This window comes from Gordonia sp. VNK21 (genome assembly GCF_046098115.1).
Taxonomy (GTDB): Bacteria; Actinomycetota; Actinomycetes; order Mycobacteriales; family Mycobacteriaceae; genus Gordonia.
The window spans coordinates 74,440-101,331 of record NZ_JBJURU010000010.1 but is presented as its reverse complement, the minus strand read 5'-3'; the positions used below and the strand labels follow the sequence as shown (position 1 = coordinate 101,331).

Here is a 26,892-nt window from a genome sequence, read left to right as displayed (position 1 = left end):
ACACAGCGATGACACACTCTGAGAACACTCCGGAGGAGACCTCGGCGGCCGACGCGCCCACCGAGGTCATCCCGACCGAGCCGAAGAAGAGCCGGCGTTTCGCCGGCCGTCGCAGCGCCAAGAGCATCGGCGCCCTGGGCCTGGCGATGCTGATCATGGTCTCGGTGGCGTCCTTCTACCTGAAGGATCTGCCGCTGCTGGGCGCCGGCGCCCAGTACACCGCCGAATTCTCCGAGGCCGCCGGCCTGAAGAAGGGCAACGAGGTCCGGGTCGCGGGCATCAAGGTCGGTGAGGTCACCGGCGTCGGACTCGACGGCAACAAGGTGAACGTCGACTTCCGCGCCAACAACACCTGGATCGGCGATCGCACGCAGGCCTCGATCCAGATCAAGACGGTGCTCGGCCAGAAGTACCTGGCGCTGAACCCGCAGGGCAGCGAACTGCTCGATCCGGATACGCCGATCACCGACACGGTGGCCCCGTACGACGTCATCGAGGCCTTCTCCGACGCCGCCGACCAGATCGAGAACGTCGACACCAAGCAGGTCGCGAAGGCGCTCAGCAGCATCAGCAACGCCTTCGAACAGACCCCGAAGGACATCGGGCCGGCCCTCGACGGCGTCGCCCGGCTGTCCAACACGCTGGCCAGCCGCGACGACGAGCTGCGCAAGCTGCTCAAGGCCACCAAGGACTCGTCCAAGATCCTGGCCGACCGCAACGAGGAGTTCACCAAGCTCGTCGCCGGTGCCGGGGTGCTGCTGCAGGAGCTCAACAACCGCCAGCAGTCCATCTCGAAGCTGCTGTCGTCCACGGAGACCCTGAGCAAGGCGCTGACCGGGATCGTCAAGGACAACCAAGCGCAGATCGGTCCGGTGCTCGACTCGCTCAAGCAGGTCACCGACCTGCTCAAGGGCCAGAACGACAACCTGCGCAAGACCATTCAGAACATGGGGCCGTTCTACCGGCTCTACGCCAACGTGCTCGGCAACGGTCGCTGGTTCGAGTCGGTCGTGACCAACCTGCTGCCCCCGGCGCTGCCGGCGCAGAACACGCATCGGCCGCCCAACGCGCAGACCGAACTCAATAACGGCGGAACGGAGGCCGGCGGATGACCAGTCCTGACCAGACTGCGGAGAAGACCGGAATCTTCAGCACCCGCAACGTCGTGATCACCGCGCTGATCGCGATCCTCGCCCTGATCGTCGCCGCCATCGGCTGGTGGGCGTTCTCGGTGCTCTCGTCGACCAAGGTGAAGGCCACCTTCTCCTCGGCGGTGGGCATCTACGAGGGCAGCAACGTCCGCATCCTCGGCGTCGACGTGGGCAAGGTGACCAAGGTCGATCCGCAGGGCGAGAACGTCGTGGTGGAGATGCGCGTGGACCGCGGCGTCAAACTGCCGGCCGACGTGAAGGCCGTGCAGATCATCCCGTCGATCGTCGCCGACCGCTACGTGCAGCTGTTCCCGGCGTACGACGGGGGACCGGAGGCCGGCGACGACGTGACGCTCGGCACCGACCGCACCCGCGTGCCGGTGGAGATCGACCAGATCTACGCCAACCTGCAGAAGCTCTCCGATTCGCTCGGCCCGGAGGGGGCCAACAAGAAGGGCGCCCTGAGCGACTTCGTCGAGGTGGCCGCGAACAACCTGGACGGGAACGGCGCCAAGCTCGGCGATGCGATCACCAACCTGTCCAAGGCCGCCACCACGCTGTCGGACTCGCGCGGCGACATCAGCGACACGATCAAGAACCTCGACGTCTTCGTCAAGGCGCTGAACGAGAACGACGCGCAGGTGCGCCAGTTCAACACCCAGATGGCCTCGTTCAGCAGCTTCCTGGCCGGCGAACGCGACCAGTTGGGCAAGGCGCTCGACACGCTCTCGTACGCCCTGGTCGACGTGGCGGACTTCCTGCACGACAACTCCGACAAGCTCGGCCGCGCGGTCAACGACCTGCTGCCGACCGGGCAGGCGCTGCTCGACAACAAGGAAGGTCTGCTCGAGATCTTCACGGTGCTGCCGCTGACGGTGAACAACCTGATCAACGCCTACGACGCCGAGTCCGGCACGCTCGCCATGCGGCTGGCCATCCCGGACCTGCAGAACCCGCTCAAGACCAACTGCGGGCTGCTCGACATGAAGAAGCTGATGCCGGGCAACGAGCTGGCCGAGGACTTCAGCAAGAAGATGCGGCCGTTCATCACCCAGTGTGAGGACATCGCCGACCAGGTGAACGACGGTGTGCTGCAGCCGATGCTGCCGGTGCTGCCGTTCGGCATCATGAGCGGCAACAAGCTCCAGCAGAGTCCGGCGCCGGGCACTGTTCCGGGCAACCCCGATCCGGCACTTCCGGGAGGAAACTGATGACGTTCCGTAGAGCACTGCGCCTGCGCGGACTGCGTCGGAGCGCATCGGGAACCACCGGTTCGCGTACGGCGCGCGCCGGTTTCGGGGCCGCCCTGGTGGCGGTGGTGGTCGCCGCCAGCGGCTGCGGTCTCAACCCGCAGGCGCTGCCGCTGCCCGGCGGCGTCGACCTGGGCGACAACCCGCGCACCTACAAGGTCGAGTTCAGCAACATCCTCGACCTGGTGCCGCAGTCCGTGGTCAAGATGGACGGCACCCCGGTGGGCCGGGTGACCAAGATCGAGGTGCCTCAGGACTCCTGGAACGCGGTCGTGGAGATCAAGGTCCAGAACCGGGTCGACCTGTCCGACGAGGCCTTCGTCAGCATCCAGCAGACCAACCTGCTCGGTGAGAAGTTCGTCGCGCTGAGCGAGCCGGAGAACTCGGAGTCGCTGCCGCGGCAGAACCCGAGCCAGGTCATTCCGATCCAGGGCACCGACGGTGAACAGCGCACCCGCACCACCACCGACATCGAGCAGCTGCTCGGGGCGCTGTCCCTGCTGCTCAACGGCGGCGGCATCAACCAGCTCGAGCCGATCATCACCGCGATCAACACGGCCACCTCCACCGGCGACCAGCCGAGCAATGTGCGGGCCCTGCTCAAGTCGGCGGACACCCTGATCGCCGGCCTGAACGAGCAGCGCGACAACATCCTCGACGCGATCGACGGTGTGGCCGCCCTGTCCGAGCGGGCCGCAGGCCAGACCACGCAGATCGACCGGATCCTCAAGGAGCTGCCGGCCGGTGTGCAGGTGCTCGAGGAGCAGCGGCCGCAGTTCGTGGACCTGCTGACCAAGCTCGACGCGCTCGGCGACGCGGGCACCGCGGTGCTCAACAAGGCGCACAAGCAGATGATCAACGATCTGAAGGCGCTCAAGCCGATCCTCACCGAGCTGGCGAACTCCGCCGACGACGCGATCACCGCCTTCCCGTTGATGCTCACCCACCCGTACCCGGATGATCTGCTGCCCGGTGTGCACGGTGACTCGACCAACCTGTTCATGACCGTGGACCTGCGGCTGCTCAACCAGCTCGAGGCCCTCGGTGTGGGCCAGGGCAATCCGCAGTACCGGGCGCCGTCGGTGCACGCGCCGAAGATCAATCCGCTGAACCCGTACACCAACGGCAACGGCCCGCGATACGGCTGGCCGACAATCACCCTGCTGCCGCCGGGACCCAACTGGCGGAAGGGGCCCAACACCCCGCCCCCGCCGGGTGGTACGTACCCGATGAATCCGGTGCCGCAGAAAAAGAAGAAGAAGTCCAGTTCGTCGACGACCACCAAGAAGCCGGCGAGCACCACCAAGGGCGCCAAGAAGCCGGCCTCGGCCGGGCTGACCACCGATCCCGGTGACGGCTACATGAACGAGCTTGTCCGGGTGATCGGAGGCGACGATGCTCAGTAGGTTCGTCAAGATCCAGCTGATCGTCTTCACGATCGTCGGCCTGCTGGCCCTGGTCTACGTGGGCGCCACCTACGCCCGGCTCGACAAGCTGGCCGGACTGCGGCAATACGACGTCACCGTCCGGATGACCGGCGATCAGTCCGGCGGCATCTTCCCGAACGCCGAGGTCACCTACCGCGGCGTGCCGGTGGGTCGGGTGGGCGAGCTCAAGCTCACCGACAACGGCGTGGACGTGATCTTGGACCTCGACTCCAACGCCCCGAAGGTGCCGGACTCGGCCGTGGCCGTGGTGGCCAACCGATCGGCGATCGGTGAGCAGTTCATCGATCTGCAGCCGAAGAGCGGCAGCGGGCCGTACCTCAAAGGCGGCTCGGTGATCGACGCCTACAAGCTGCCGCCGCAGCTGCAGAACGTGCTCGACGATGCGATCACGCTGACCGAGTCGGTGCCGACCGATGATCTGCGGACCGTGGTGACCGAGCTGGGCAAGGCCTTCAACGGGCAGGCCGACAATCTGACCCGGCTGATCGATTCGCTCGAGAAGCTGTCGAAGACCGGTGTGGACGATCTGGATCAGACCATCTCGCTGATCCGCAACGCCGACCCGGTGCTCGGCACGCAGGCCGAGCAGTCCGATGAGATCCTCTCGTGGTCCAAGAATTTGGAGCTGATCACCGCGCAGCTGGCGTCATCGGATCCGGCGGTGCGCCGCATCCTCTCCGACGGTCAGCTCACCGCCACGGAACTGTCGTCGTTCCTGCAGAAGCACGGCGACAATGCGACGAAGCTGATTCACCAGCTCGGCGAGACGGTGCACACCATCGAACCGGCCACGTACGCCACCGGCGCACTGTTCGCCATGCTCTCGGCGATCTCGGCGGGCAGCCACAGCCCCGGCGGGGCCGACGGCCAGATCCACTTCGGCATCGTGCTCGAGACGAACAATCCGGCCGAGTGCACCCGGGGCTATGAGAGCACCGCGAAGATGATCAAGGACATCAAGGCCAAGAACCCGGACTTCGACATCAACACCGACGATTTCCCGTTCAACACCGAGGCCAACTGTGATGTCCCGGTGGGCAACCCGACCGGCGTGCGCAGCGCCAACCGTGCCGACCTGGCCAATCCGGCGTACCCGCAGCCGTGGGACAACATCCCCAAGAAGGATCCGGACAAGCTCAACCTGAACCCCGTCGCGCAGCAGATGGCCGCGCTGATGGGCATTCACGACAAGTGAGAACGACGATCCGCCGCCGCCGCTCGGACGGCGGCGGATCGGCGTCTTCACCATGCATTTCACCCGTTAGGTCGCAATTGAAGGATTCGGCCGCAAGTAGATACAGTGGCGGCCGATGACTGCAGAGAACACGAACGACCAGGACGGCGTCGCCGACGGCGACGACCCCACAGCCGGGTCGACCCCGGGGGAGTCGAGCACCGGGGAGTCGAGTGCCGGGGAGTCGAGTGCTGGGGCGGGAGAGGCCGCCGTGCCCGATGCCGCCGATCCTGACACCACCGACGTCACCGGCACGGACGTCACCGACACGGACGTCATCGACACCGACACGGACGTCATCGTCACCGACACCGACACCGACGTCACCGACACCGACGTCATCGACACCGGCGGCGATGACACCGTCGAGGCCGACGCCGCAGAGTCCGGATCCGGGACGGAGCCCGAGGCCGGCTCGCGCAAGGCCAAGCGGGCGGCCCGCCGCGAACGCAAGGCCGCCGAGCGCGCCGCCGCGGCGCAGATTCCCGACGGCGCCCTGGTCCGCAGGGAGACCACCCGGCACTGGGGCGTGAGCCTGCTGCTGGCCGTCGCCGTCGCCGTCCTGGTCGGTGCAGTGGCCTCGGTGGGCTACTTCAGCTACACCGCGGTGCGCGCCTACGTCTGGGAGGCCCCGGCCGCCACGGCCCGCGACGAATCGGTGGACGTGGCCGAGCAGACGATCCTCAACATCCTGCAGATCGACCCGAAGGACACCAAGGGCTGGCAGAAGCGGGTGGAGTCGACCCTCACCGGCGACGCCGCCTCGCAGATCAACGACGAACTGGTCGGCGGCCTGCAGAGTCAGCTGCAGCAGAACGGCCAGGATCAGGCCGCCACGCTCCGGGCGCGCATCTCCCGCTCGGCCGTCGTCGAACTCGACACCGACGAGAATACGGCGCAGGTGCTGGTCTACGCCGCGGTCACGCCGAGCAATGCGAACCAGACCGAGGGCGAGACGCCGATGGGCTTCGTGGTCAGCGTGGTCAAGCAGGGCGAGCACCGCAAGGTGAACAAGATCATTCCGATCAGCGCGATCGTGTACCAGGAGGCGGGCAACTGATGGCCGGCAAGGATCAGTCGCGCCCCGAGGGCGACAGCGCGGCGGAGTGGACCGAGGTCACCGAGCCGATCCCCGGTGACGACGCGGGTACCGGGATCGTCGAGACCGAACTGGACCTGTCCGGGGTCGCGCGGAAGCCGTCGGCCGCGAACGGGCCCGCCGGAGAGACCACCGCGAGCGGGCTCTCCGAAGAAACGGTCGTGCTGCCGACCGGCCCGGGGAAGCGGCCGGTGGCCGCCACGCCGGCCAGCGCGGCCGAGCGCCGCGGCTCCAAGCTGGCCGAGCGCAATCGCGCTCACCGTGAAGCCGTCGCCGCGCAGGAGCGGGCACAGGCGCCGGTGGTGCTGCGCGCCGAGCGTGACGAGGACCTCGACCGGCGCGGGGTCAAGCTCGCGACCGTGCTCATCGCGATCGCGGTGGTGCTGGCGGCGGTCGCCGCCGTACTGGCCTACCAGCCGGGCATCTCCAAGAGCGACAACGAGGCCTTCGTCGACACCTCCGCCACCAGCGAGCTGATCGGGCAGGCCAACGACATGGTCTGTGTGCCCTTCGCCTACGACTACCAGAAGTACGACGAATGGGCGGCGCGCGCCAAGGCCTCGCTCACCGGGACCGCGGCCAAGCAGTACACCGACTTCATCGACACCATCCGCGAGCAGACCCTGCAGGCCAAGAGCACCTCGGAGTGCAAGGCCGAGTGGGTGGGCGTGATGGATCTGGAGGGTGACTCCGCGGAGGTGCTGGCCCAGCTGATCATCAGCCAGACCACCAACGGGCAGATCGCCGGCTCGATGACCCCGCGTGCCCAGTTCCACTTCGTCAAGGTCGACGGGAACTGGAAGATCGGCGAGGTCAGCGACTTCTGATCGCACCCCCGCCGACTCGCGCAAGCCCGCCGGGCTCCCCGGGCGTCCGGTCGGCCGGCGGAGGGGCCCGGTTCTTTTCGGCCAATCCGCGCGTTCTGCTTGACGCGGCGGGCATCGGGGTACAGTCTGTTCACCAAGACCGGACGTGTTCAGCAGCCACTGCGCCGACCTGGTCGCCGACGGGTTGACATTCCCCGTCTATTTTCTGATACAGTTGGACGTTGCGCTGGCTGCTCCCTGTCCACTGTTTGTTTCCGCACGAGACACGATATGTCTCAGCCGTGGAATCGCCGTTGTTCATGGTTGCCTGACCAGCAGCAACGGCCCCAAGGCCATCGGCTCACGCCGACATATCGAACATTTCGTGTTGGAAGGACGCATCTTGGCACTCGACCGCCAGTCCACCTCAACCACCTCGGGCGGCAGCGCCGGAACCATTCCGGGAGCCCCGCGCCGCGTCTCCTTCGCCAAGATCAGCGAGCCCCTCGAAGTTCCGGGTCTGCTGGATCTGCAGCTGGACTCCTTCGAGTGGCTGATCGGGACGCCGGAATGGCGTGCCAGGGCGATCGCTCGGGGCGAGGACAATCCGGTCGGCGGACTCGACGAGGTCCTCCGCGAGCTGTCTCCGATCGAGGACTTCTCGTCGTCGATGTCGCTCTCGTTCTCTGATCCGCACTTCGACGAGGTGAAGGCCTCGATCGACGAGTGCAAGGACAAGGACATGACCTACTCGGCGCCGCTGTTCGTCACCGCCGAGTTCATCAACAACAACACCGGCGAGATCAAGTCGCAGACGGTCTTCATGGGCGAGTTCCCGATGATGACCGACAAGGGCAGTTTCATCATCAACGGCACCGAGCGTGTCGTCGTCAGCCAGCTGGTGCGCAGCCCGGGCGTCTACTTCGACGCCTCCATCGACAAGGCCACCGAGAAGACCCTGCACGCGGTCAAGGTGATCCCGAGCCGCGGCGCATGGCTCGAATTCGACATCGACAAGCGCGACACCGTGGGCGTGCGCATCGACCGCAAGCGCCGCCAGCCGGTCACCGTGCTGCTGCAGGCCCTCGGCGTGACCCGCGAGGAGATCGCCGAGCGCTTCGGCTTCTCCGAGATCATGATGTCGACCCTCGAGAAGGATCCCACCAACAACCAGGACGAGGCGCTGCTCGAGGTCTACCGCAAGCTGCGTCCGGGCGAGCCGCCGACCAAGGAGTCCGCGGAGAGTCTGCTGGAGAATCTGTTCTTCAAGGAGAAGCGCTACGACCTGGCGCGCGTCGGCCGCTACAAGATCAACAAGAAGCTCGGCCTGACCGACAATCCGATGAACGGCGAGTCGGTGCTCACCCGTGAGGACATCGTCACCACGGTCGAGTACCTGGTGCGTCTGCACGAGGCGGACACCGGCACGGCCAAGGCTCCGCTGATGACCGGCCCCGGCGGCATCGAGGTGCCGGTCGAGGTCGACGACATCGACCACTTCGGCAACCGTCGTCTGCGTACCGTCGGCGAGCTCATCCAGAACCAGATCCGGCTGGGTCTGTCCCGGATGGAGCGCGTCGTCCGCGAGCGGATGACCACCCAGGACGCCGAGGCGATCACCCCGCAGACCCTGATCAACATCCGTCCCGTCGTGGCGGCGATCAAGGAGTTCTTCGGCACCAGCCAGCTGTCCCAGTTCATGGACCAGAACAACCCGCTCTCCGGGCTCACCCACAAGCGCCGCCTGTCGGCGCTGGGCCCGGGCGGTCTGAGCCGTGAGCGCGCCGGCCTCGAGGTGCGCGACGTGCACCCGAGCCACTACGGCCGCATGTGCCCGATCGAGACCCCGGAAGGCCCGAACATCGGCCTGATCGGTTCGCTGTCGGTGTACGCCCGGGTCAACCCGTTCGGCTTCATCGAGACTCCGTACCGCAAGGTCGTCGACGGCAAGGTCACCGACCAGATCGAGTACATGACCGCCGACGAGGAGGACCGGTACCTGATCGGTCAGGCCAACACCTCCTACGACGCCGACGGCACCATCACCGATGAGCGCGTGCTGGTCCGGATCAAGGGCGCCGAGGTGGAGTTCGTGCAGTCGAGCCAGGTCGAGTACCTGGACGTCTCGCCGCGCCAGATGGTGTCGGTGGCCACGGCCATGATCCCGTTCCTCGAGCACGACGATGCGAACCGCGCGCTGATGGGCGCCAACATGCAGCGTCAGGCGGTGCCGCTGGTGCGCAGCGAGTCCCCGCTGGTCGGCACCGGCATGGAGCTGCGTGCCGCGGTCGACGCCGGCGACGTCATCGTCACCACCGAATCCGGTGTGGTCGAGGAGGTCTCGGCCGACTACATCACCGTGATGGCCGACGACGGCACCCGCCAGAGCTACCGCCTGCGCAAGTTCGAGCGCTCCAACCACGGCACCTGCGCCAACCAGGTCCCGATCGTGGACGAGGGCCAGCGCGTCGAGGCCGGCCAGGTGCTGGCCGACGGTCCGTGCACCGAACAGGGTGAGATGGCCCTCGGCAAGAACCTGCTCGTGGCGATCATGCCGTGGGAGGGTCACAACTACGAGGACGCCATCATCCTGAGCCAGCGGCTCGTGGAGGAGGACACCCTCACCTCGATCCACATCGAGGAGTACGAGATCGACGCCCGCGACACCAAGCTCGGTGCCGAGGAGATCACCCGGGACATCCCGAACGTCTCCGACGAGGTGCTCGCCGATCTCGACGAGCGCGGCATCGTGCGCATCGGCGCCGAGGTCCGCGACGGCGACATCCTGGTCGGCAAGGTCACCCCGAAGGGCGAGACCGAGCTGACCCCGGAGGAGCGGCTGCTGCGCGCGATCTTCGGTGAGAAGGCGCGCGAGGTGCGCGACACCTCGCTGAAGGTGCCGCACGGCGAGACCGGCAAGGTGATCGGCGTGCGCGTCTTCAGCCGCGACGACGACGATGACCTCGCCCCCGGCGTCAACGAGCTGGTCCGCGTCTACGTGGCCCAGAAGCGCAAGATCCAGGACGGCGACAAGCTGGCCGGCCGGCACGGCAACAAGGGCGTCATCGGCAAGATCCTCCCGCAGGAGGACATGCCGTTCCTGCCCGACGGCACCCCGGTCGACATCATCCTGAACACCCACGGTGTGCCGCGTCGTATGAACATCGGCCAGATCCTCGAGACCCACCTGGGCTGGGTCGCCAAGGCCGGCTGGAACATCGACGTCGCCGCGGGCGTCCCGGACTGGGCCGAGCGCCTGCCCGAGGACCTGTACTCGGTGGAGCCGGACACCAAGACCGCCACCCCGGTCTTCGACGGTGCCCGCGACGAGGAGCTGGCCGGTCTGCTCGGCTCCACGCTGCCCAACCGCGACGGCGAGGTGATGGTCAACAGCGACGGCAAGGCCACGCTGTTCGACGGCCGCTCCGGTGAGCCGTTCCCGTACCCGGTGGCCGTCGGCTACATGTACATCATCAAGCTGCACCACCTGGTGGACGACAAGATCCACGCGCGCAGCACCGGCCCGTACTCGATGATCACCCAGCAGCCGCTGGGCGGTAAGGCGCAGTTCGGCGGTCAGCGCTTCGGTGAGATGGAGTGCTGGGCCATGCAGGCCTACGGCGCGGCGTACACGCTGCAGGAGCTCCTGACCATCAAGTCGGACGACGTGGTGGGCCGCGTGAAGGTGTACGAGGCCATCGTCAAGGGCGAGAACATCCCCGAGCCGGGCATTCCGGAATCGTTCAAGGTGCTCCTGAAGGAACTCCAGTCGCTCTGCCTGAACGTGGAGGTGCTGTCCTCGGACGGCGCCGCCATCGAGATGGCCGACACCGACGACGAGGACCTCGAACGCGCCGCGGCCAACCTGGGCATCAACCTCTCGCGCAACGAGAGCGCGACTGTCGACGACCTGGCCAACTGACCGACCACTTATCTCTAGTTGGACAACTGAGCTACTGAAAGGCAACTAGTGCTCGACGTCAACTTTTTCGACGAACTGAAGATCGGCCTGGCAACGGTCGATGACATCCATGAGTGGTCGTACGGCGAGGTCAAGAAGCCGGAGACCATCAACTACCGCACCCTCAAGCCGGAGAAGGACGGCCTGTTCTGCGAGAAAATCTTCGGACCGACTCGCGACTGGGAGTGCTACTGCGGCAAGTACAAGCGTGTGCGCTTCAAGGGCATCATCTGTGAGCGCTGCGGCGTCGAGGTGACCAAGGCCAAGGTGCGCCGTGAGCGCATGGGTCACATCGAGCTGGCCGCCCCGGTCACGCACATCTGGTACTTCAAGGGTGTGCCGAGCCGGCTGGGCTACCTGCTCGACCTGGCGCCGAAGGATCTCGAGAAGATCATCTACTTCGCCGCCTACGTGATCACCTCCGTCGACGACGAGCTGCGGCACGCCGAGCTCTCGACCCGCGAGGCCGAGATCCAGGTCGAGCGCAAGGCCATCATGGACGACCTGGAGAGCGCGCTGGCCGAACGCCAGAGCAAGCTCGAGGCCGACCTGGCCGAGCTGGAGGCCGAGGGTGCCAAGGCCGACGCCAAGCGCAAGGTGCGCGACGCCGCCGAGCGCGAGCTCAAGCGCATGCGCGATCACGCCAACCGCGAGGTCGACGCGCTCGACGAGATCTGGGACAAGTTCACCAAACTGGCCCCGGGCGAGCTGATCATCGACGAGAAGCTCTACCGCGAGCTCGAAGACCGCTTCGGCGAGTACTTCGCCGGCTCGATGGGCGCCGAGGCCATCAAGAAGCTGCTCGAGAGCTTCGACATCGATGCCGAGGCCGACAAGCTGCGCGAGGTGATCCGCACCGGCAAGGGCCAGAAGAAGCTGCGCGCGCTCAAGCGCCTGAAGGTGGTCGCCGCCTTCCAGCAGTCGGGCAACAACCCGCGGGCCATGGTGCTCGACGCCGTGCCGGTGATCCCGCCGGAGCTGCGTCCGATGGTTCAGCTCGACGGTGGCCGCTTCGCCACCTCCGACCTGAACGACCTGTACCGCCGGGTCATCAACCGCAACAACCGCCTCAAGCGACTGATCGATCTGGGTGCGCCCGAGATCATCGTCAACAACGAGAAGCGGATGCTGCAGGAGTCGGTGGACGCCCTCTTCGACAACGGCCGGCGCGGCCGCCCGGTCAACGGTCCGGGCAACCGTCCGCTCAAGTCGCTGAGCGATCTGCTCAAGGGCAAGCAGGGCCGGTTCCGCCAGAACCTGCTGGGCAAGCGCGTCGACTACTCGGGCCGTTCGGTCATCGTCGTCGGCCCGCAGCTCTCGCTGCACCAGTGCGGTCTGCCCAAGCTGATGGCGCTCGAACTGTTCAAGCCGTTCGTGATGAAGCGGCTGGTCGACCTGAACCAGGCGCAGAACATCAAGTCCGCCAAGCGGATGGTCGAGCGTCAGCGCCCGGCCGTGTGGGACGTCCTCGAAGAGGTCATCGCCGAGCACCCGGTGCTGCTGAACCGTGCGCCCACGCTGCACCGCCTGGGCATCCAGGCCTTCGAGCCGCAGCTGGTGGAGGGCAAGGCCATTCAGCTGCACCCGCTGGTGTGTGAGGCCTTCAACGCCGACTTCGACGGCGACCAGATGGCCGTGCACCTGCCGCTGTCGGCGGAGGCGCAGGCCGAGGCCCGGATCCTGATGCTCTCGAGCAACAACATCCTGTCGCCGGCCTCGGGCCGTCCGCTGGCCATGCCGCGTCTGGACATGGTCACCGGTCTGTACTACCTGACCACCGAGAAGCCGGACGCCGTCGGCGCCTACACCGAAGCCGGCAAGGACGACGTCGAGCGCGGCGTCTACTCCAGCCCGGCCGAGGCCATCATGGCCGTCGACCGCGGCACGCTCAGCGTGCAGGCCCCGATCAAGGTGCGCCTGACCGACCAGCGTCCGCCGGCCGATGTCGAGGCCGAGCTGTTCGACGGTCAGTGGCGCAAGGGACAGGCCTGGGATGCCCGGACCACCCTGGGCCGGGTGCTCTTCAACGAGCTGCTGCCCAAGGACTACGCCTTCGTCAACGAGCAGATGCCCAAGAAGCGGCAGGCCGTGATCATCAACGATCTGGCCGAGCGCTACCCGATGATCGTGGTGGCGCAGACCGTGGACAAGCTCAAGGACGTGGGCTTCTACTGGGCCACCCGCTCGGGTGTCACGGTCGCCATGTCCGACGTGCTCGTGCCGCCGGCCAAGGCCGAGATCCTCGACGAGTACGAGGGCAAGGCCGACAAGCTCGAGCGCACCTACCAGCACGGCGGTATGACCAAGGACGAGCGCCGCGACGCGCTGGTGGAGATCTGGAAGGAAGCCACCGAGAAGGTCGGTGCCGCTCTCGAGGCGTACTACCCCGAGGACAACCCGATCACGATGATCCCGAAGTCCGGTGCCACCGGCAATATGACGCAGGTGCGCAACCTGTCGGGCATGAAGGGTCTGGTGACCAACCCGAAGGGCGAGTTCATCCCGCGTCCGATCAAGTCCTCGTTCCGTGAGGGCCTGACCGTGGCCGAGTACTTCATCAACACGCACGGCGCCCGTAAGGGTCTGGCCGACACGGCCCTGCGTACCGCCGACTCGGGTTACCTGACCCGTCGTCTGGTGGACGTGAGCCAGGACGTCATCGTGCGTGAGGACGACTGCGGTACCGAGCGCGGCATCAACGTGACCCTGGCCGAGGTGGCCAAGGACGGGCATCTGATCCGTGACGCGCACGTGGAGACCTCCGCGTTCGCCCGGACCCTGGCCGCCGACGCCGTCGACGCCAAGGGCAACGTGATCGTCGAGCGCGGCCACGACCTGGGCGACCCGACGATCACCGCGCTGCTCGAGGCCGGCGTCACCACCGTCAAGGTCCGTTCGGTGCTGACCTGTGCCACCGGCACCGGCGTCTGTGCACACTGCTACGGACGGTCGATGGCCACCGGCAAGCTCGTCGACATCGGCGAGGCCGTGGGCATCATCGCCGCCCAGTCGATCGGTGAGCCGGGCACCCAGCTGACCATGCGTACCTTCCACCAGGGTGGCGTCGGTGACGACATCACCGGTGGTCTGCCGCGTGTCACCGAGCTGTTCGAGGCCCGCGTGCCCAAGGGCAAGGCCCCGATCGCCGAGGTGTCGGGCCGGATCCGGCTCGAGGACGGCGAGCGCTTCTACAAGATCACGATCATCCCGGATGACGGATCGGAAGAGGTCGTCTACGACAAGCTGTCCAAGCGCCAGAAGCTGCGGGTCTTCACCGACGCCGACGGCAACGAGCGTGTCCTGGCCGACGGCGACCACGTGAACGTCGGCGAGCAGCTGATGGAGGGTGCCGCCGATCCGCACGAGGTGCTCCGCGTGATGGGCCCGCGTCAGGTGCAGATCCACCTGGTGAACGAGGTCCAGGAGGTGTACCGCCGTCAGGGTGTGTCCATCCACGACAAGCACATCGAGACGATCGTCCGCCAGATGCTGCGCCGGGTGACCATCATCGACTCCGGTGCCACCGAGTTCCTGCCCGGTTCGCTCACCGAGCGCGCCGAGTTCGAGGCGGCCAACCGGTCCGTGGTGTCCGAGGGCGGCGAGCCGGCCTCGGGTCGTCCGGTGCTCATGGGTATCACCAAGGCCTCGCTGGCCACCGATTCGTGGCTGTCGGCCGCGTCGTTCCAGGAGACCACGCGTGTCCTGACCGACGCCGCGATCAACAGCCGCAGCGACAAGCTGGTGGGCCTGAAGGAGAACGTGATCATCGGTAAGCTGATCCCGGCCGGCACCGGTATCAACCGGTACCGGAACATCCAGGTGCAGCCGACCGAGGAGGCCCGTGCGGCCGCCTACGCGCTGCCGGCGTACGACGACACCTACTACAGCCCGGACGGCGGCTTCGGCGCCCCGAGCGGTGCCGCCGTTCCGCTGGACGACTTCGACTACGGCGGGGACTTCCGCTAGGAACCCACCGCTGGTCGAGCCGGTCTCAACCGACGAACCCCCGATCCGCCTCGTGCGGTCGGGGGTTCGTCGGTTTCTCCGGAGCTTGTACCCCACCGACTTGGGTCCACCCCACCGACTATTCGGTGGGGTGGACCCAGGTCTGCGGGGCGGACCCAGGTCTGCGGGGCGGAACGGGGTCTGCGGGGCGGAACCGCTATGCGGCGAGCAGTCCGACGTGCCGGAGCCAGTAGCGCACCAGCGCCGGCACCCGGCCGCTGACCAGATCGCGCCAGATCACCCGGATCAGCTTGGGGCCCTGCGCCTCGATGCGGTCCTGGCGCACCTTCTCCCGCAGCACGGCGTCGCCCGCGGTGTCGCCGGGCCGGAGCAGCCGTCCGTACTTCACGAAGCCGTCGAACTCGAGCACCAGGCGCCGGTCCCAGTCGAAGTCGACGAAGGCATCGCGGCGGTCGGGCAGAGCGTACCGGACCTGCAGACGGGGGAGCGGCAGCCCGCCGTCGATCAGCTGGGCCCGGCACCAGGACTCCCCGACGGATCCGGCCAGCGGGTCGGCGTGACGCAGCGCGCGGTCCGCCATGGTCGCGCCCACCCGGCGACGTGAGTGCAGTTCGGCGGCGAGCTCCTCGCGGCTCGCCCCGCGGGCCAGTGCACCGTCGAACACGGTGAGCGCTCCGGCGAAGTCGGTGCTGCATGAGACCTCGACGGCGGTGCGCACCAGCGAGGTGACCCGGACGCCGTCGACGACGACGATCTGCCCGTCGTCGAGCGGGCCACGGTGCGCGTGGCGCTGCGCCCGCACCCCGCCGCCGTTCGCGACGGTGGTGTGGATCAGCGTCTGGTCGGCGTTCAGGCACGGGAGCCCGTGGACGGCCGCCGCGGACTGGTGGGAGAGCACGACCTCCGCGTCCCGGTAGGTGGCGGCGCCGAGGCTGCGCAGCCGGTACAGCGCATCGTCCCGCTCGGGACCGGGTGTGGGCAGATCGTCGACGACGCAATAGGCCCCGTACCCCAGATGGTGCAGGTCCCCGCTGCGCACCAGAGCCCGCAGCAGGTCATCGGTGAAGCCCGCGGCCAGGGCGTCGTCGCGCCGGATCAGTCCGTAGCCGTCCCGCGGCAGTGTCAGGTCCATACCCATTGGACGCAGTAGCCCGCCGGCAGGTTTCACGACACGCCCGGACTTCTGTTCGGCCCCACCGACTCGGGTCCGCCCCGCCGACTATTCGGTAGGGCGGACCCAAGTCAGCAGGGCGGACCCAGGTCGGTGGGGCGGAACGACGACGCCGATGCGGAGTCGGCGACGACGGGGAGTCAGGCGCCGATGGCGCGGGCGATCATCGGCCACGATTCGCGCAGGCCGGCGCTGAACAGGCCCCAGCTGTGCGAGCCGGTGGAGCGGACGCTGAACCGGTGCGCGATGCCCAGCGAGTTGAGCTTGTTGTGCATGTTGGTGGTGCAGGCCAGCGAGACCCCCTCGACCACGTCGCCGCCGAACAGTCCGCCGATGGCGGCCAGCGGACTGCCGTCGATGCTCCCCGGAACCCCGGAACCGGCGAACAGGAAGATGGTCTTGCCGCGCAGCTTGGCGGCGTTGACCACCGGATCGTGCTTGATCCAGGCCGCGCTGCCGGGCGGACCCCACATGTTGAGCGGATTGCCGCCGCCGCGCATCGGGACGGTGGTGTTGGAGAGCACGCCGAGCGGGTCGGTGGTGCCGGGGCAGCCGCTGTAGGAGGCCACGGCGCGGAACCGCCGCGGGGCCTGAATGGCCAGATCCAGGGCCGGACCGGCCGACATCGAAACGCCGCCGAGGGCATTGGTGCCGTTGGTGCGGAAGGCGCGGTCGATGGAATCGGGCAGTTCCCGCGTGTAGTAGGTCTGCCACTTGTTGCGGCCGAGGGCCGGGTCGTCGTGCTGCCAGTCGGTCATCATCGAGAATCGGCCGCCGATCGGCAGCACCACGTTGACCCGCTTGCCGGCGAAGAACTGCCGGACGCCGCCGTGGTGGTACCAGGAGATGCCGTCCTCGGCGCCGCCGGCGCCGGGCAGCAGATAGAAGGTGGGCAGTCCGGCCGGCTTGCCCGCCGGATGGAGCACATGCGCCTGCAGGGTGCGGTTCATCGACCGGGAGTGCACCGACACCAGGGTGATGGTGGGACTGAGCTCCTGGGTGCGCACCACCTGGGCCTGTGCCTGCGGGAGACCTGCCGGTGCCAGCGCCAGGGCGGTCACAGTGCCGGTGATCACGGCCAGACCGGCCCACAGCCGACGGATACGGGACTCTCTGCTGCGCTGCACAACTCTCATAGTGGTTCCGACCCTAAGCCAGGCTTCACATCTGTCACAACAGTCACAACGGGACTATCTCCGATCGTGCCCGGATCGTTTCTGTCGGGGTGCCGGACCGGAACCGCACGACCTAAGCTGGGCCGGACGGAGCACAGCGGGGAAGGGCGGTTCATGCGGTCTCTGCGCAGAGCGTGGCAACGCCGGCACGTCGCCCTCGACGAGCAGGAACGGTTGTGGGACGAGCACGCCCGCGGGGAGACCGAGACCCAGCGACTCGACCGCAACTGGACCGTCCTGGTGCAGGAACTGCGGGTGCTGCAGACCGGCGTGCAGATCCTGGCCGGCTTCCTGCTCATCGTCCCGTTCCAGTCGCGCTTCGACGTTTTGCACGGGGCGGGGGTCGCGGTGTATCTGGCCACCGTGGGTGCGGCGCTGCTGGCCGTCGCCTTCCTGCTCGCGCCGATCGCCGAGCACCGGGTGCTCTTCCGGCACCACAGCATGCACCGGCTGGTGGCCACCACGCACCGCGATGCGATGTCCGGACTGGCGTGCCTGGCGGTGGCGCTCGGCGGGGCGGCGGCGATCGTCGTGCTGGCCACCACCGAATCGGCCTGGGGTGCGGGTCTGGCGGCGCTGCTGGTCGCTCTGGTGCTGGGCCGGCTGTGGCTGTGGATCCCGCTGCGCACGCTGGCCGAGGCCACAGAGCGCGCCGAACGCGCCGAACGGAAGGAGCGGACCGAGCGGAAGGGCACGCCGGCCGACGGTGACCCAGAGGGGGCGGACGCAGAGAGGTCGGACGCAGAGGGGTCGGACGCAGAGGGTTAGACGCAGAGGGGTAGACGGACGAGGGGTAGACGCCGGGGTAGCAGAAGGTCGCCGGGACGAACGGTTACCGGCTGGAATCGGTCGAATGGGTGATTCCCGCAGTTCGGGCGAGAATTCGGGGTCACGATCGGAGAAGTTGGTTGAGTACACAACCACTCCGACAGTGAGGAGACCACCCGTGCCCGAGCATCACCTCAATCGCGCAGCCCGGCGGCGCGCGGCCAGACGTGGGGGCAATCGTAAGGCGGTCAAGATGATCGCCGTCCTCGGCAGTGCTGCAGTTCTCAGTGCGGGACTGCTCGCCGGACCCGGTGCGGCGCACGCCGCCGGTCCGCTGGACTCGCTCGGCGGCGCCGACGTGGGCGCCCTGCTCGACAACGAGATGATCACCGGCTTCGTGGAGATGTGCGGCAGCGGTGCACTCGCCTCCGCCGGCCAGGGCGGCACCACCTGGGACCCGGAGGACACCACCGACGGCGGGCTCCCGCCGGAGGCCATCGCCACCTGTACCGACTCCACCGGCACCGGCCTGGCACTGGTGCTGCCGGACCGCTTCGAGATCGGCCAGCTGGCCGAAGAGATGACCGTGGACCTGGGCGACGACATCCTCTTCTACACGATGGGCGAGCGCAACCTCTTCGAGCTTCTGGGCGGTGTGGTGCTGGGAAGCAGCACGATCAAGACCCTCGTGAACGGTCTCGTCGGTGTGCCGATCGATCCGGGGGCCTTCGACGAGTACGACTCCTACGACCAGATCCGGGCCGACGCGGCGCTGCCGTACGACCCGAAGTTCAAACGGGGCGAGTGCATTCGGTGGGGTGGATTCCTGGGCCTCGTTTGTCAGGAGTATGCCCGGATCGAGTACGACGGCAACGCCGCGAAGCGCGACAAGGCCATCAAGATGGCGGAGGCCCTGACCGGTCACACCTATGAGCCCGACGAACTGGGCCGGGTCATCCTCCCCGGGAAGACCGCACCCGAGGGCCGTTCGACGATCATCGGCGAGGGCATCAATGTGGCGCTCTCGATGCGCGGCGGCACCGCCGTCGCCGAAACCGGCAACGACCTCGCCCTCGCGCTGGCCGGCGCCGACAACGGTCTGCTCGCCCAGGCGTACGCGATGTACGGCATCGCGATCGCCGCGAACCTGGACACCTCCGACATCCGGTTCACCTGGTTCGGACAGGACGTCGACTTCAGCGCACTGCGGCCCCTCCTCGAATCGGATCTGGCGGCCGACGCCGGAGCTGGGGAGATGGGCGAGATGCTCGACGTGGTCGAAGGCCTCAACGGCCAGATTCCCGACCTCAAAGAGGTGTTCTGCTACGGCGTGAACGCCAAGGCCACCGCCGAGGCCTTCGGCAGCTGCAGCAACTTCCTGGGCACCTTCGACACCTATCAGGACCTGCGGCCGCTCTCCGACGGCTCCGGAACCTTCGACGGTGACGCGGTCGCGCGCCAGGAGCAGTACGGCATCCAGGACGTCTCCTCGCTCGTCTTCGGCAACGACGCCCTGCTCAATCAGCTCGCCCCGCTGCTCACCGGCGACGGCGAGTCCGCCTCGATGGATGATCTGCTCGCCTCGCCGTTCATGGCCGGCCTGCTGACCGCCCTGGTGTCCGAGGATCAGCGGATCAAGATCAGCAAGGACTTCGTCCGGTACACCAAGAACGTCGAGACCACCTTCGAGAAGGAGCCGGTGCTCGGCACCGACGGCACCCCGCTCTACCGCAACAGCGCCGGCCTGGAGCGGACGCAGGCGCAGATCGAGGACGACCCTGACCTCGACATCGCCGACTTCACCCCGGTCACCAAGACCAAGCTGACGCCGCGGATGGTCGGCGTCTACGAGGACACCTGGGAGGAGTACCAGTCGCCGGTCATGGTGGACGTCTGGGTGAACGCCGACGGCGAGGAGGTGCCGGAGGGCACCGAGGGTGCGGTGCAGAAGCAGGTCCAGAAGCAGACCGAGGACGGCGAGCCGGTCTTCGAAACCAAGACCCGCTACGTCCGGGTGCCGAAGATGATCACCCGGACCGACGACGACGGCGTCACCACGCAGGTGCAGGAGACCGTGCAGGCCACCGACGCCGACGGTCGACTGCTGTGGGATCCGGTGGTGGCCACCACGACCACGGCGCACTGGCTGACCAGCGACTACGGTCTGCGGGAACCGCTGGTGGTCTCCTGGCTCGGCCACGAGATCGTCTTCTTCCCGGCCGTGGAGGTCAACGGCACCACCCGGCCCAACCTGATCGGGCTGCCGGAGATCCGAGCGATCGCCGCCGACGCCGACAGCGGTCTGCTGCCCAAGATCTCACTGGTGCAGTGGGATCACCCGTTCGGCCTGGGCACCCTCTCGCTGGACAACCCGTTCGATCCGCTGGCGGTGGCCCGCAACTGGCGCAACACCGTCACTCTCGGCGACGACCTGAAGCTGATCGGTGACCTCGTCGGTCCGCTGCTCGGCTCCGGCAGCGACTCGGGTACCGATTCGGGTGGCACCGCGACCGAACCGGACGATGGAGAGGCCGGGCAGGGCGACGGCACCGCTGGGGAGGACGTCGTCGACGGAGAGGCTCCGGTCACTCTGCTCGCCGGGCGGCCGGCGACGGAGAGCGATCCGGCCGATGCGGCCGGAACCGGCACCGGTGCGCAGACCGGCGGGTCCGGCGCCGGCAGCGGCAGCGAGGCCTCCGGCACCGGAGCGGCTACCGGCACCGGCGAGTCCACCGGCACCGGCGAGTCCACTGGCACCGGAGGGACGGCCGCGGGCGGCGAGGGCTCCGGCGGTGAGGCGCCGCAGCCGGATCCGTCGCTCGGCACCGGGCAGAACGGCGGCCACGACACCACCGGTGCACAGGGCGAGGCCACCGGCGACGGCGGAAGCGACGAGTCCGGGGACACCACCGGGACCGACGCTCAGCCGTCCGGCGAGCTCGCCTCAGTGTCTGCGGGATCGGACTCCGGCGACAGCGAGGAGTGACCGACGGTCGCGGTGCCGGTGACTGCCCAGGCGGTCACCGGCACCGCGACCGTTCGGGGCCGGGTCACTTGGCGCGCGGAACGCGCAGCGCGCGCAGGCGTGCCTGCGGATCGACGTCCAGACCCACCCGGTCCCACGCCACACCCACCGAGACCACGGCGTAGGCGGAGGTGGGGAAGCGGTCGATCACGGCATCGGCGTCCAGCGTCAGCACGGTCTCCGGCAGGCCGGGGAAGTGTCCGACCACCAGCACGGTGCCCGCATCCGCCGGCGCCAGCAGGCGCACCGTCTCCAGGATGTCCGCGGGGGTGCCGCCGTAGATCTCCTCCGCGTACTGGACCGGCGCGCCGATGCCGGTGCGCTCGAGGGTCTCCCGGGTGCGCTGGGCGGTGGAGCACAGCACCGCGTCCACCTGCAGCCCGTCGTCGGCCATCCACCGTCCGGCCAGTGCGGCCTCCCGGCGGCCGCGGGCGGCGAGCGGCCGTTCGTGGTCCCAGACGCCGTCCGGATAGCCGGACTTCCCGTGACGCATCAGCACCAGGGTGCGGGCGGCCTCACTCATGCCGCGCCCGAGGTGCGCCCGGTGCGGGCCGACTGCCCGGTGCGGCCCGACTTCTCTGCGGCGATGGTCCGCAGCACCCGGACCGTCGCCCGCCAGGCGGCGGCCTCCTGCAGGTAGAAGTCGCGCTGGGCGTCGCCGTCGGGAATCTCCTCGGCCAGCTCACGCAGTTCCAGGTACTCGTCGTAGCACTGGGTGATGAGACTGTTGAGCCGCTCGCCGGCGCAGGCCTGCGTGATGGCCTCGGCCGACAGGGTCATCAGGCTTTCGAGTTCACTGCGGTACTGCATGGGTCAAACGGTAGCCGCGGCCCCTGACAATCCGGGGACGACGCGCGCCCTACTGTCCGATGTGGGCCGATTGTCCGACATGACAGTCGTGTCAGACCCCGATGCGAGAATGACGAAAGCCGGTCGGGGGACGGGCGCACTGCCCGTGCACTACTTCGATGAAAGGACCCCCGTGCGTGTGACCTCCCTCTTCGCGGCTCTCGCCGTGATCGTCGGCCTCTTCTCGGCCCCGCTGGCACCGGCCGTCGTGGCGGCTGCGCCGTCGGCCCGCCAGCAGGCGCTGACCGACCTGAACACCCTCGCCGTCAAGGGCCGCGCACCCAAGACCGGCTACGACCGCGCACTCTTCGGGCAGGCCTGGTCCGACGACGTCAGCGTGGCCGGCGGACACAACGGCTGCGACACCCGCAACGACATCCTGCGCCGCGACCTGACCGACATCACCGTCAAAGCCGGCACCCGCGACTGCGTGGTGCTCAGCGGCACCCTGGCCGATCCGTACACCGGGCAGACGATCCGGTTCGTCCGCGGCCCGGAGTCCAGCGCGGTGCAGATCGATCACGTCGTGGCCCTCTCGGACGCCTGGCAGAAGGGCGCGCAGGGCTGGAGTTCGGACAAGCGCCGCGACTTCGCCAACGATCCGGTCAACCTCCTCGCCGTCTCCGGAACCGCCAACCAGAGCAAGGGTGACGGCGACGCGGCCACCTGGCTGCCGCGCAACAAGGCCTACCGCTGCACCTACGTGGCCAAGCAGGTCACGGTGAAGAAGAAGTACGGGGTGTGGGTGACCGCCGCCGAGAAGGACGCGATCGCACGGATTCTGGGCGACTGCAACGGCGACGCCCCGCAGCAGACCCGGCCCGCGCCGGCCGTCCCGCAGCAGCAGCCCGACGAGGTGTACTACCGCAACTGCAGCGCCGCCCGCGCGGCCGGGGCGGCTCCGCTCCATCGCGGGCAGCCCGGCTACCGCTCCGGTCTGGACGGCGACGGCGACGGCATCGCCTGCGAGTGATCCGGCCATCTACCGGTCGCCGGGCGTTCACCGACCGGCCGTTCGGGCCGGGCGGCACGCGCTGTGATGGAAACCACAGTCGCCATGTGCCGCCCGCTCCGGCCGGCCGGTCCGGGCCGCGGCGCCGTCGCTGATCAGCCCAGCACAACTCGGCGATCCGCGGCCCGCTCCGGGCGGCCGCGCCGAGGGGTGTGCGGCGGCCGGATGCCGGTTTTCGGGGGCGGCCGGAGCCCGGGCGTCGTTACCGATTCGTAACGGGCGCGGAAGGGTGGCGATAATAGGAACGTTTGGGGCGGACGCCCCACGGTGAATGATCCCGCTCGGGTGCTCGCAGACGCGCGCGGAGGGGAGCGGATCGCGCCGCTGGAGAGGAGTACCTTCTTGTCTTTCAAGAGCCGTTTGGTGAAAGGCGCCGCCGCTGCGGTCGCCGCGGTGATGGCGACCGGTCTGATGGCCGGCGCCGCGGAGGCCAAGCCGTCCGCGCAGACCTGGTTCATCGACTCGTGTGGCATGCCCAGTCAGAGCGGTGGCGGCCACAACAAGGTCAAGGTGCGCGCCTGGACCAGGCCGCAGAACCGCAAGACCGTGGTCCTGCTCGACGGACTGCGCGCCACCAACAACAAGTCCGGCTGGGAGGACCGCACCACCGTCGGTCCGGATCTGGCGGCCAAGGGTGTCAATGTGGTGCAGCCGGTCGGCGGCTACATGAGCTTCTACACCGACTGGAACACCCCCGATAACTTCAGTAACCAGGGCTACCGGTACCGGTGGAACTGCGTCATCACCAAGAGCCTGGTGCGCGCCATGGACGGCCACGGACTGCGCGGCCCGTCCGGCCACTACGCCATCATGGGCCTGTCGATGAGCGGCAGCTCTGCCCTGATGATCGCCGCGAACAACCGGCGCAACTTCGATTCCGCGGGCTCGCTCTCGGGTCTGCCGGCGCTCAGCGTGCCCGGCATGCACACCGCCATCCGCGCGGCCATGCTCTTCCCGGCCCTCGACGGCGGCACCCCGGCGATGAACGCCGACGCGATGTGGGGCCCGCCCTGGAACGTCCGCTGGTACGAGAACGATCCGCTGGCCCAGGTGGGCCGGTTCCACGGCCTCAAGCTGTTCCTGAGCACCGGCAGCGGCATCCCCGGCTACACCGCCACCCCGCAGGCGCTGCTGAACAACCCGATGCTGCTGATCCAGGGTGCTCCGCTCGAACTGCTGGCGTCGAGCCAGACGCACCTGTTCGACCTGGCGACCACCGTCGCCGGCATTCCGCACAAGACCTACTACCCGGTGACCGGTCTGCACGACTGGGAGTACTGGCGTGACGCGGTCTGGAATGCCTACCACCAGGGCTTCTTCCGTGCCTGATCGGGCCGGTCGCCGGCTCGCCGTGAGCCTGGCCGGAGTGGCACTCGCCGCCGGCCTGCTCACGGCGTGCGGCGACGACGACAACGGCGCCGCCGCCCCGTCCAGCTCGGCCGGCGTCGGGTCCACGTCGACGACCGCCCCGTCCGGGTCCACCACGACCAGTTCGGCCGCGCCGTCGAAGCCGGCGGAGTCGAGCGAGCCGACGCAGGAGACCTCCAAGCCGGTCACCGAGCAGCCGGTCACCTCGCCCACGGATCTGCCCGACCAGACCGATCCGGAGACCGTTCCTGCCCCGGCCGGCGGTGCTCGTGGGAAGTTCCTGGACAAGGTCCACAAGGCCGACGTGACCGTCGACGACGAGTACGCGCTCTCGCTGGGCACCTCGGTGTGCGATGTGCGTAAGCGCAACGGCCAGAAGACCGCCGAACAGTATGCGGCGGCGGCGCTGAAGGCCGCCAACAACGGCAAGGAGCAGCCGGCGGCCGGTGTGCGCGACTTCGTCGCCGCCTCCGCAGTGCTCTGCTGAGCGTCCTGTCGAGCCTTGGGCCCGCCCTGGACACAACCCTTCCGGGTGTGTCCGGGGCGGGCCTAGCTTGTCTGGTATGACCTCAACACGTACCGCCGTCGAGATTCCCGCACCCACCCCGCAGACCCCGCTGAACGGGATCGTGGCGGCCACTGCCGAGGCGGTGGCGGCTAAGCCGGAGGCCGCGCTGGCGGTGATCGCCGCCGACGCGACCGCGGGCGAGGGAGTCGTCTCGCAGGTGCGGGCCCGCCGGTTCACGCTCACCGTGGACGAGCCGGCCGTGTTCGGCGGCGACGACACCGCCGCCAACCCGGTGGAGCACTATCTGGCGGCGCTGCTGTCCTGCCATGTGGTCACCTACCGGTTCTGGGCGCAGCGGCTGGGCGTGACGGTGGACGGACTCACGGCGCACGCCGAGGGCGATCTGGACGTGCGGGGCTTCTTCGGCCTCGACGACGCCGTGCGCCCCGGTTTCGGCGAGGTGCGGGTGCAGGTGCAGATCACCGGCCCCGAGCCGGCCGCCCGCTACGCCGAACTGCACGAGGCCGTGCAGGCGCACTGCCCGGTGCTGGATCTGACGGCCAATCCCACCCCGGTGGTCACCGAACTGGTGCTGGGCGCGCCGACGGCCTGAGCCCGCACAGACCTGCCCGCAGATTTTCGGCACTCTAGTGTGGCCTGGAGCCCACTTTCAGTGCCGAAGATTCCTGCGGACGACGAGACCGCGCCGGTACCGACCTAGATCGGTGCCGGCGCGGTCGTCGGTTCTGCTGGGCCTACGGGCCGCTGGGGGCGGCGGCGGTCAGCCTTCGGCGATGACGGCCTTGAGACCCTCGGCCCACTCTTCGGCGGCCTTGGCCGGCTTCACGGTCGAGGAGGCGTCGTGCCGGAAGTGCTCGCCCACCTCGGTCGCGCCCAGCTTGGTCAGCATCTCGGCCATGATCTCGCCGCCGCGGTTGAACGTGTCGTCGTAGACGGTGTCACCGAGACCGAACACGGCGAAGCGCAGACCGGACAGGTCCGGCTTGACGTCGTCGAGTTCGTCGGCGAAGGGGAGCGCCCCCGACGGCAGCTCGCCCTCGCCGTACGTGGAGCAGACCACGACGAGGAAGTCGTCGCTGTCGAGGTCTTCTGCCGCGTACTCGGACATGTCGTAGATCGACGGATCGAAGTCAGCTGCCAGCACGTCGGCGACGGCGTCGGCTACGAGTTCGCCGGTACCGGTCTCCGTGCCGTAAAGGATCACTGCTGCCATGATCGGTAAATCTCCTGGTCGGGGTATGTAAGCGCAGATTACGGTAGCGTAACCATTTCCGGTTAGTCGAATACCCCTCCGGGACTTTGGGCCCGCGCCGGAGGGGGCGGCCCGTTGCCGGGCCCGGACGGACCAGGACAAACGCCGTGTGCGCCCGTTGCTCCCTGTGATGCGGATCTCGGCGGACGACGCGCCGGGGCCGTGATCTTCACACCCGATCTGCGCCGGTCAGACGCCTTCTGCGCGTCGACTGGCGACGAGGGCGCCGGAACCGTGTTGAATGAGATCCAAGCGTGCGCGTGCGTCGTCGACGTTGCTGCCCGCCGGTGATGGAAAGAGGGAGTCACCGGCTGCTCTCTAGTGAAGGAGGTCCACTGTGGACTGGAGCAATTTCTGGAACGTCCTGTGGTACACGATCATCATCTTCGCGTTCATCGCGTACCTGATCGTGCTGTTCATGATCCTCACGGACCTGTTCCGCGACCACAAGCTGAACGCCGGCTGGAAGGTGGTGTGGATCATCTTCCTGATCATCTTCCCGTACCTCACGGCGTTCGTGTACCTGCTGGCCCGCGGTGCGGGGATGGCCGAGCGTCAGCAGAAGGCGAATGCGGCCGCCGATCAGGCCACCCGCGAGTACATCCGTTCGGCGGCGGGCACCGGCTCGCCGGCCGACCAGATCGCGACCGCCAAGTCGCTGCTGGACGCCGGCACCATCACCCCGGAGGAGTTCGAGTCGCTCAAGGCGCGCGCCCTGGCGGGCTGACGCCGGCAGTGCACCACGGTGCCCGGCCGACCCTCGTGGTCGGCCGGGCACCGTCGTTTCCGGGGTGCTGTCGTTTCCGGGGTGCTGTCGGCTCGTGGCCG

At 68.2% G+C, this 26,892-nt stretch carries 20 protein-coding genes; 15 read left to right on the top strand and 5 right to left on the bottom strand.

Annotated features, from left to right (window positions below; all coding sequences use genetic code 11):
* The first annotated feature begins 8 nt into the window (after window positions 1–8).
* The 8 genes from ACJMNC_RS12390 (at window position 9) to ACJMNC_RS12355 (ending at window position 14,915) form a co-directional block, all read left to right on the top strand.
* Complete coding sequence (locus tag ACJMNC_RS12390; RefSeq protein ID WP_408948268.1) at window positions 9–1,112, top strand: MlaD family protein; 1,104 nt, start codon at window positions 9–11, stop codon at window positions 1,110–1,112.
* On the top strand, window positions 1,109–2,362 hold the full coding sequence (locus tag ACJMNC_RS12385; RefSeq protein WP_408948267.1) for an MCE family protein: 1,254 nt from the start codon (window positions 1,109–1,111) through the stop codon (window positions 2,360–2,362). The genes ACJMNC_RS12390 and ACJMNC_RS12385 overlap by 4 nt, the downstream gene beginning before the upstream one ends.
* On the top strand, window positions 2,362–3,807 hold the full coding sequence (locus ACJMNC_RS12380; protein ID WP_408948266.1) for an MCE family protein: 1,446 nt from the start codon (window positions 2,362–2,364) through the stop codon (window positions 3,805–3,807). Before ACJMNC_RS12385 ends, ACJMNC_RS12380 begins: the two co-directional genes overlap by 1 nt.
* Window positions 3,797–5,044, top strand: a complete 1,248-nt coding sequence (locus tag ACJMNC_RS12375) for an MCE family protein (protein WP_408948265.1) — start codon at window positions 3,797–3,799, stop codon at window positions 5,042–5,044. Before ACJMNC_RS12380 ends, ACJMNC_RS12375 begins: the two co-directional genes overlap by 11 nt.
* Window positions 5,045–5,159: 115 nt before the next feature.
* The gene (locus ACJMNC_RS12370; protein ID WP_408948264.1) at window positions 5,160–6,143 is read left to right on the top strand and encodes a hypothetical protein; all 984 of its coding nucleotides are present in this window, start codon (window positions 5,160–5,162) and stop codon (window positions 6,141–6,143) included.
* The gene (locus ACJMNC_RS12365; protein WP_408948263.1) at window positions 6,143–7,009 is read left to right on the top strand and encodes a hypothetical protein; all 867 of its coding nucleotides are present in this window, start codon (window positions 6,143–6,145) and stop codon (window positions 7,007–7,009) included. The genes ACJMNC_RS12370 and ACJMNC_RS12365 overlap by 1 nt, the downstream gene beginning before the upstream one ends.
* Window positions 7,010–7,391: 382 nt before the next feature.
* Window positions 7,392–10,910: a DNA-directed RNA polymerase subunit beta gene (locus ACJMNC_RS12360; protein ID WP_408948262.1), complete on the top strand. Its 3,519-nt coding sequence runs from the start codon at window positions 7,392–7,394 to the stop codon at window positions 10,908–10,910.
* Between the two features lie 48 nt (window positions 10,911–10,958).
* The gene (locus ACJMNC_RS12355) at window positions 10,959–14,915 is read left to right on the top strand and encodes a DNA-directed RNA polymerase subunit beta' (protein ID WP_408948261.1); all 3,957 of its coding nucleotides are present in this window, start codon (window positions 10,959–10,961) and stop codon (window positions 14,913–14,915) included.
* A gap of 196 nt (window positions 14,916–15,111) precedes the next feature.
* Here ACJMNC_RS12355 and ACJMNC_RS12350 read toward each other — a convergent pair whose 3' ends face one another.
* Window positions 15,112–16,047, bottom strand: coding sequence for a hypothetical protein (locus tag ACJMNC_RS12350; protein ID WP_408948260.1), 936 nt, complete (start codon window positions 16,045–16,047; stop codon window positions 15,112–15,114).
* A gap of 179 nt (window positions 16,048–16,226) precedes the next feature.
* Window positions 16,227–17,222 (bottom strand): alpha/beta hydrolase, encoded by a 996-nt coding sequence (locus ACJMNC_RS12345; protein WP_408948259.1) that lies wholly within the window; start codon window positions 17,220–17,222, stop codon window positions 16,227–16,229.
* Between the two features lie 153 nt (window positions 17,223–17,375).
* On the opposite strand from ACJMNC_RS12345, the gene ACJMNC_RS12340 reads away from it, so the two are divergent.
* Both ACJMNC_RS12340 and ACJMNC_RS12335 read left to right on the top strand, forming a co-directional pair.
* Window positions 17,376–18,029 (top strand): DUF6328 family protein, encoded by a 654-nt coding sequence (locus tag ACJMNC_RS12340; RefSeq protein WP_408948258.1) that lies wholly within the window; start codon window positions 17,376–17,378, stop codon window positions 18,027–18,029.
* Window positions 18,030–18,282: 253 nt separating this feature from the next.
* Window positions 18,283–21,015, top strand: coding sequence for a hypothetical protein (locus tag ACJMNC_RS12335; protein WP_408948257.1), 2,733 nt, complete (start codon window positions 18,283–18,285; stop codon window positions 21,013–21,015).
* A 64-nt stretch (window positions 21,016–21,079) separates the two neighbouring features.
* Here the strand turns inward: ACJMNC_RS12335 and ACJMNC_RS12330 are convergent, their stop codons facing one another.
* A complete protein-coding gene (locus tag ACJMNC_RS12330) occupies window positions 21,080–21,577 on the bottom strand; it encodes a SixA phosphatase family protein (RefSeq protein WP_408948256.1) in 498 nt (165 codons plus the stop codon).
* The gene (locus ACJMNC_RS12325; protein WP_408948255.1) at window positions 21,574–21,864 is read right to left on the bottom strand and encodes a hypothetical protein; all 291 of its coding nucleotides are present in this window, start codon (window positions 21,862–21,864) and stop codon (window positions 21,574–21,576) included. Before ACJMNC_RS12325 ends, ACJMNC_RS12330 begins: the two co-directional genes overlap by 4 nt.
* Before the next feature lie 109 nt (window positions 21,865–21,973).
* Between ACJMNC_RS12325 and ACJMNC_RS12320 the strand changes: the two genes are divergently transcribed.
* The 4 genes from ACJMNC_RS12320 to ACJMNC_RS12305 all read left to right on the top strand — a co-directional run bounded on the left by ACJMNC_RS12320 (window position 21,974) and on the right by ACJMNC_RS12305 (window position 25,404).
* On the top strand, window positions 21,974–22,876 hold the full coding sequence (locus ACJMNC_RS12320; protein ID WP_408948254.1) for a DUF1524 domain-containing protein: 903 nt from the start codon (window positions 21,974–21,976) through the stop codon (window positions 22,874–22,876).
* A gap of 435 nt (window positions 22,877–23,311) precedes the next feature.
* Window positions 23,312–24,244, top strand: coding sequence for an alpha/beta hydrolase (locus ACJMNC_RS12315; RefSeq protein WP_408948358.1), 933 nt, complete (start codon window positions 23,312–23,314; stop codon window positions 24,242–24,244).
* Complete coding sequence (locus tag ACJMNC_RS12310) at window positions 24,237–24,770, top strand: DUF732 domain-containing protein (protein ID WP_408948253.1); 534 nt, start codon at window positions 24,237–24,239, stop codon at window positions 24,768–24,770. The genes ACJMNC_RS12315 and ACJMNC_RS12310 overlap by 8 nt, the downstream gene beginning before the upstream one ends.
* A gap of 76 nt (window positions 24,771–24,846) precedes the next feature.
* The gene (locus ACJMNC_RS12305; RefSeq protein ID WP_408948252.1) at window positions 24,847–25,404 is read left to right on the top strand and encodes an OsmC family protein; all 558 of its coding nucleotides are present in this window, start codon (window positions 24,847–24,849) and stop codon (window positions 25,402–25,404) included.
* A gap of 168 nt (window positions 25,405–25,572) precedes the next feature.
* Here ACJMNC_RS12305 and ACJMNC_RS12300 read toward each other — a convergent pair whose 3' ends face one another.
* The gene (locus ACJMNC_RS12300; RefSeq protein WP_408948251.1) at window positions 25,573–26,025 is read right to left on the bottom strand and encodes a flavodoxin domain-containing protein; all 453 of its coding nucleotides are present in this window, start codon (window positions 26,023–26,025) and stop codon (window positions 25,573–25,575) included.
* Between the two features lie 376 nt (window positions 26,026–26,401).
* On the opposite strand from ACJMNC_RS12300, the gene ACJMNC_RS12295 reads away from it, so the two are divergent.
* Window positions 26,402–26,791: an SHOCT domain-containing protein gene (locus ACJMNC_RS12295; RefSeq protein WP_408948250.1), complete on the top strand. Its 390-nt coding sequence runs from the start codon at window positions 26,402–26,404 to the stop codon at window positions 26,789–26,791.
* Window positions 26,792–26,892: the final 101 nt, after the last annotated feature.

Coding starts and splice junctions, on each gene's coding strand:
- ACJMNC_RS12390 (WP_408948268.1), top strand. CDS start 9: ATGACACACTCTGAGAACACTCCGGAGGAGACCTCGGCGGCCGACGCG.
- ACJMNC_RS12385 (WP_408948267.1), top strand. CDS start 1,109: ATGACCAGTCCTGACCAGACTGCGGAGAAGACCGGAATCTTCAGCACC.
- ACJMNC_RS12380 (WP_408948266.1), top strand. CDS start 2,362: ATGACGTTCCGTAGAGCACTGCGCCTGCGCGGACTGCGTCGGAGCGCA.
- ACJMNC_RS12375 (WP_408948265.1), top strand. CDS start 3,797: ATGCTCAGTAGGTTCGTCAAGATCCAGCTGATCGTCTTCACGATCGTC.
- ACJMNC_RS12370 (WP_408948264.1), top strand. CDS start 5,160: ATGACTGCAGAGAACACGAACGACCAGGACGGCGTCGCCGACGGCGAC.
- ACJMNC_RS12365 (WP_408948263.1), top strand. CDS start 6,143: ATGGCCGGCAAGGATCAGTCGCGCCCCGAGGGCGACAGCGCGGCGGAG.
- ACJMNC_RS12350 (WP_408948260.1), bottom strand. CDS start 16,047: ATGGACCTGACACTGCCGCGGGACGGCTACGGACTGATCCGGCGCGAC.
- ACJMNC_RS12345 (WP_408948259.1), bottom strand. CDS start 17,222: ATGAGAGTTGTGCAGCGCAGCAGAGAGTCCCGTATCCGTCGGCTGTGG.
- ACJMNC_RS12340 (WP_408948258.1), top strand. CDS start 17,376: ATGCGGTCTCTGCGCAGAGCGTGGCAACGCCGGCACGTCGCCCTCGAC.
- ACJMNC_RS12335 (WP_408948257.1), top strand. CDS start 18,283: ATGATCGCCGTCCTCGGCAGTGCTGCAGTTCTCAGTGCGGGACTGCTC.
- ACJMNC_RS12330 (WP_408948256.1), bottom strand. CDS start 21,577: ATGAGTGAGGCCGCCCGCACCCTGGTGCTGATGCGTCACGGGAAGTCC.
- ACJMNC_RS12325 (WP_408948255.1), bottom strand. CDS start 21,864: ATGCAGTACCGCAGTGAACTCGAAAGCCTGATGACCCTGTCGGCCGAG.
- ACJMNC_RS12320 (WP_408948254.1), top strand. CDS start 21,974: ATGACGAAAGCCGGTCGGGGGACGGGCGCACTGCCCGTGCACTACTTC.
- ACJMNC_RS12315 (WP_408948358.1), top strand. CDS start 23,312: ATGGCGACCGGTCTGATGGCCGGCGCCGCGGAGGCCAAGCCGTCCGCG.
- ACJMNC_RS12305 (WP_408948252.1), top strand. CDS start 24,847: ATGACCTCAACACGTACCGCCGTCGAGATTCCCGCACCCACCCCGCAG.
- ACJMNC_RS12300 (WP_408948251.1), bottom strand. CDS start 26,025: ATGGCAGCAGTGATCCTTTACGGCACGGAGACCGGTACCGGCGAACTC.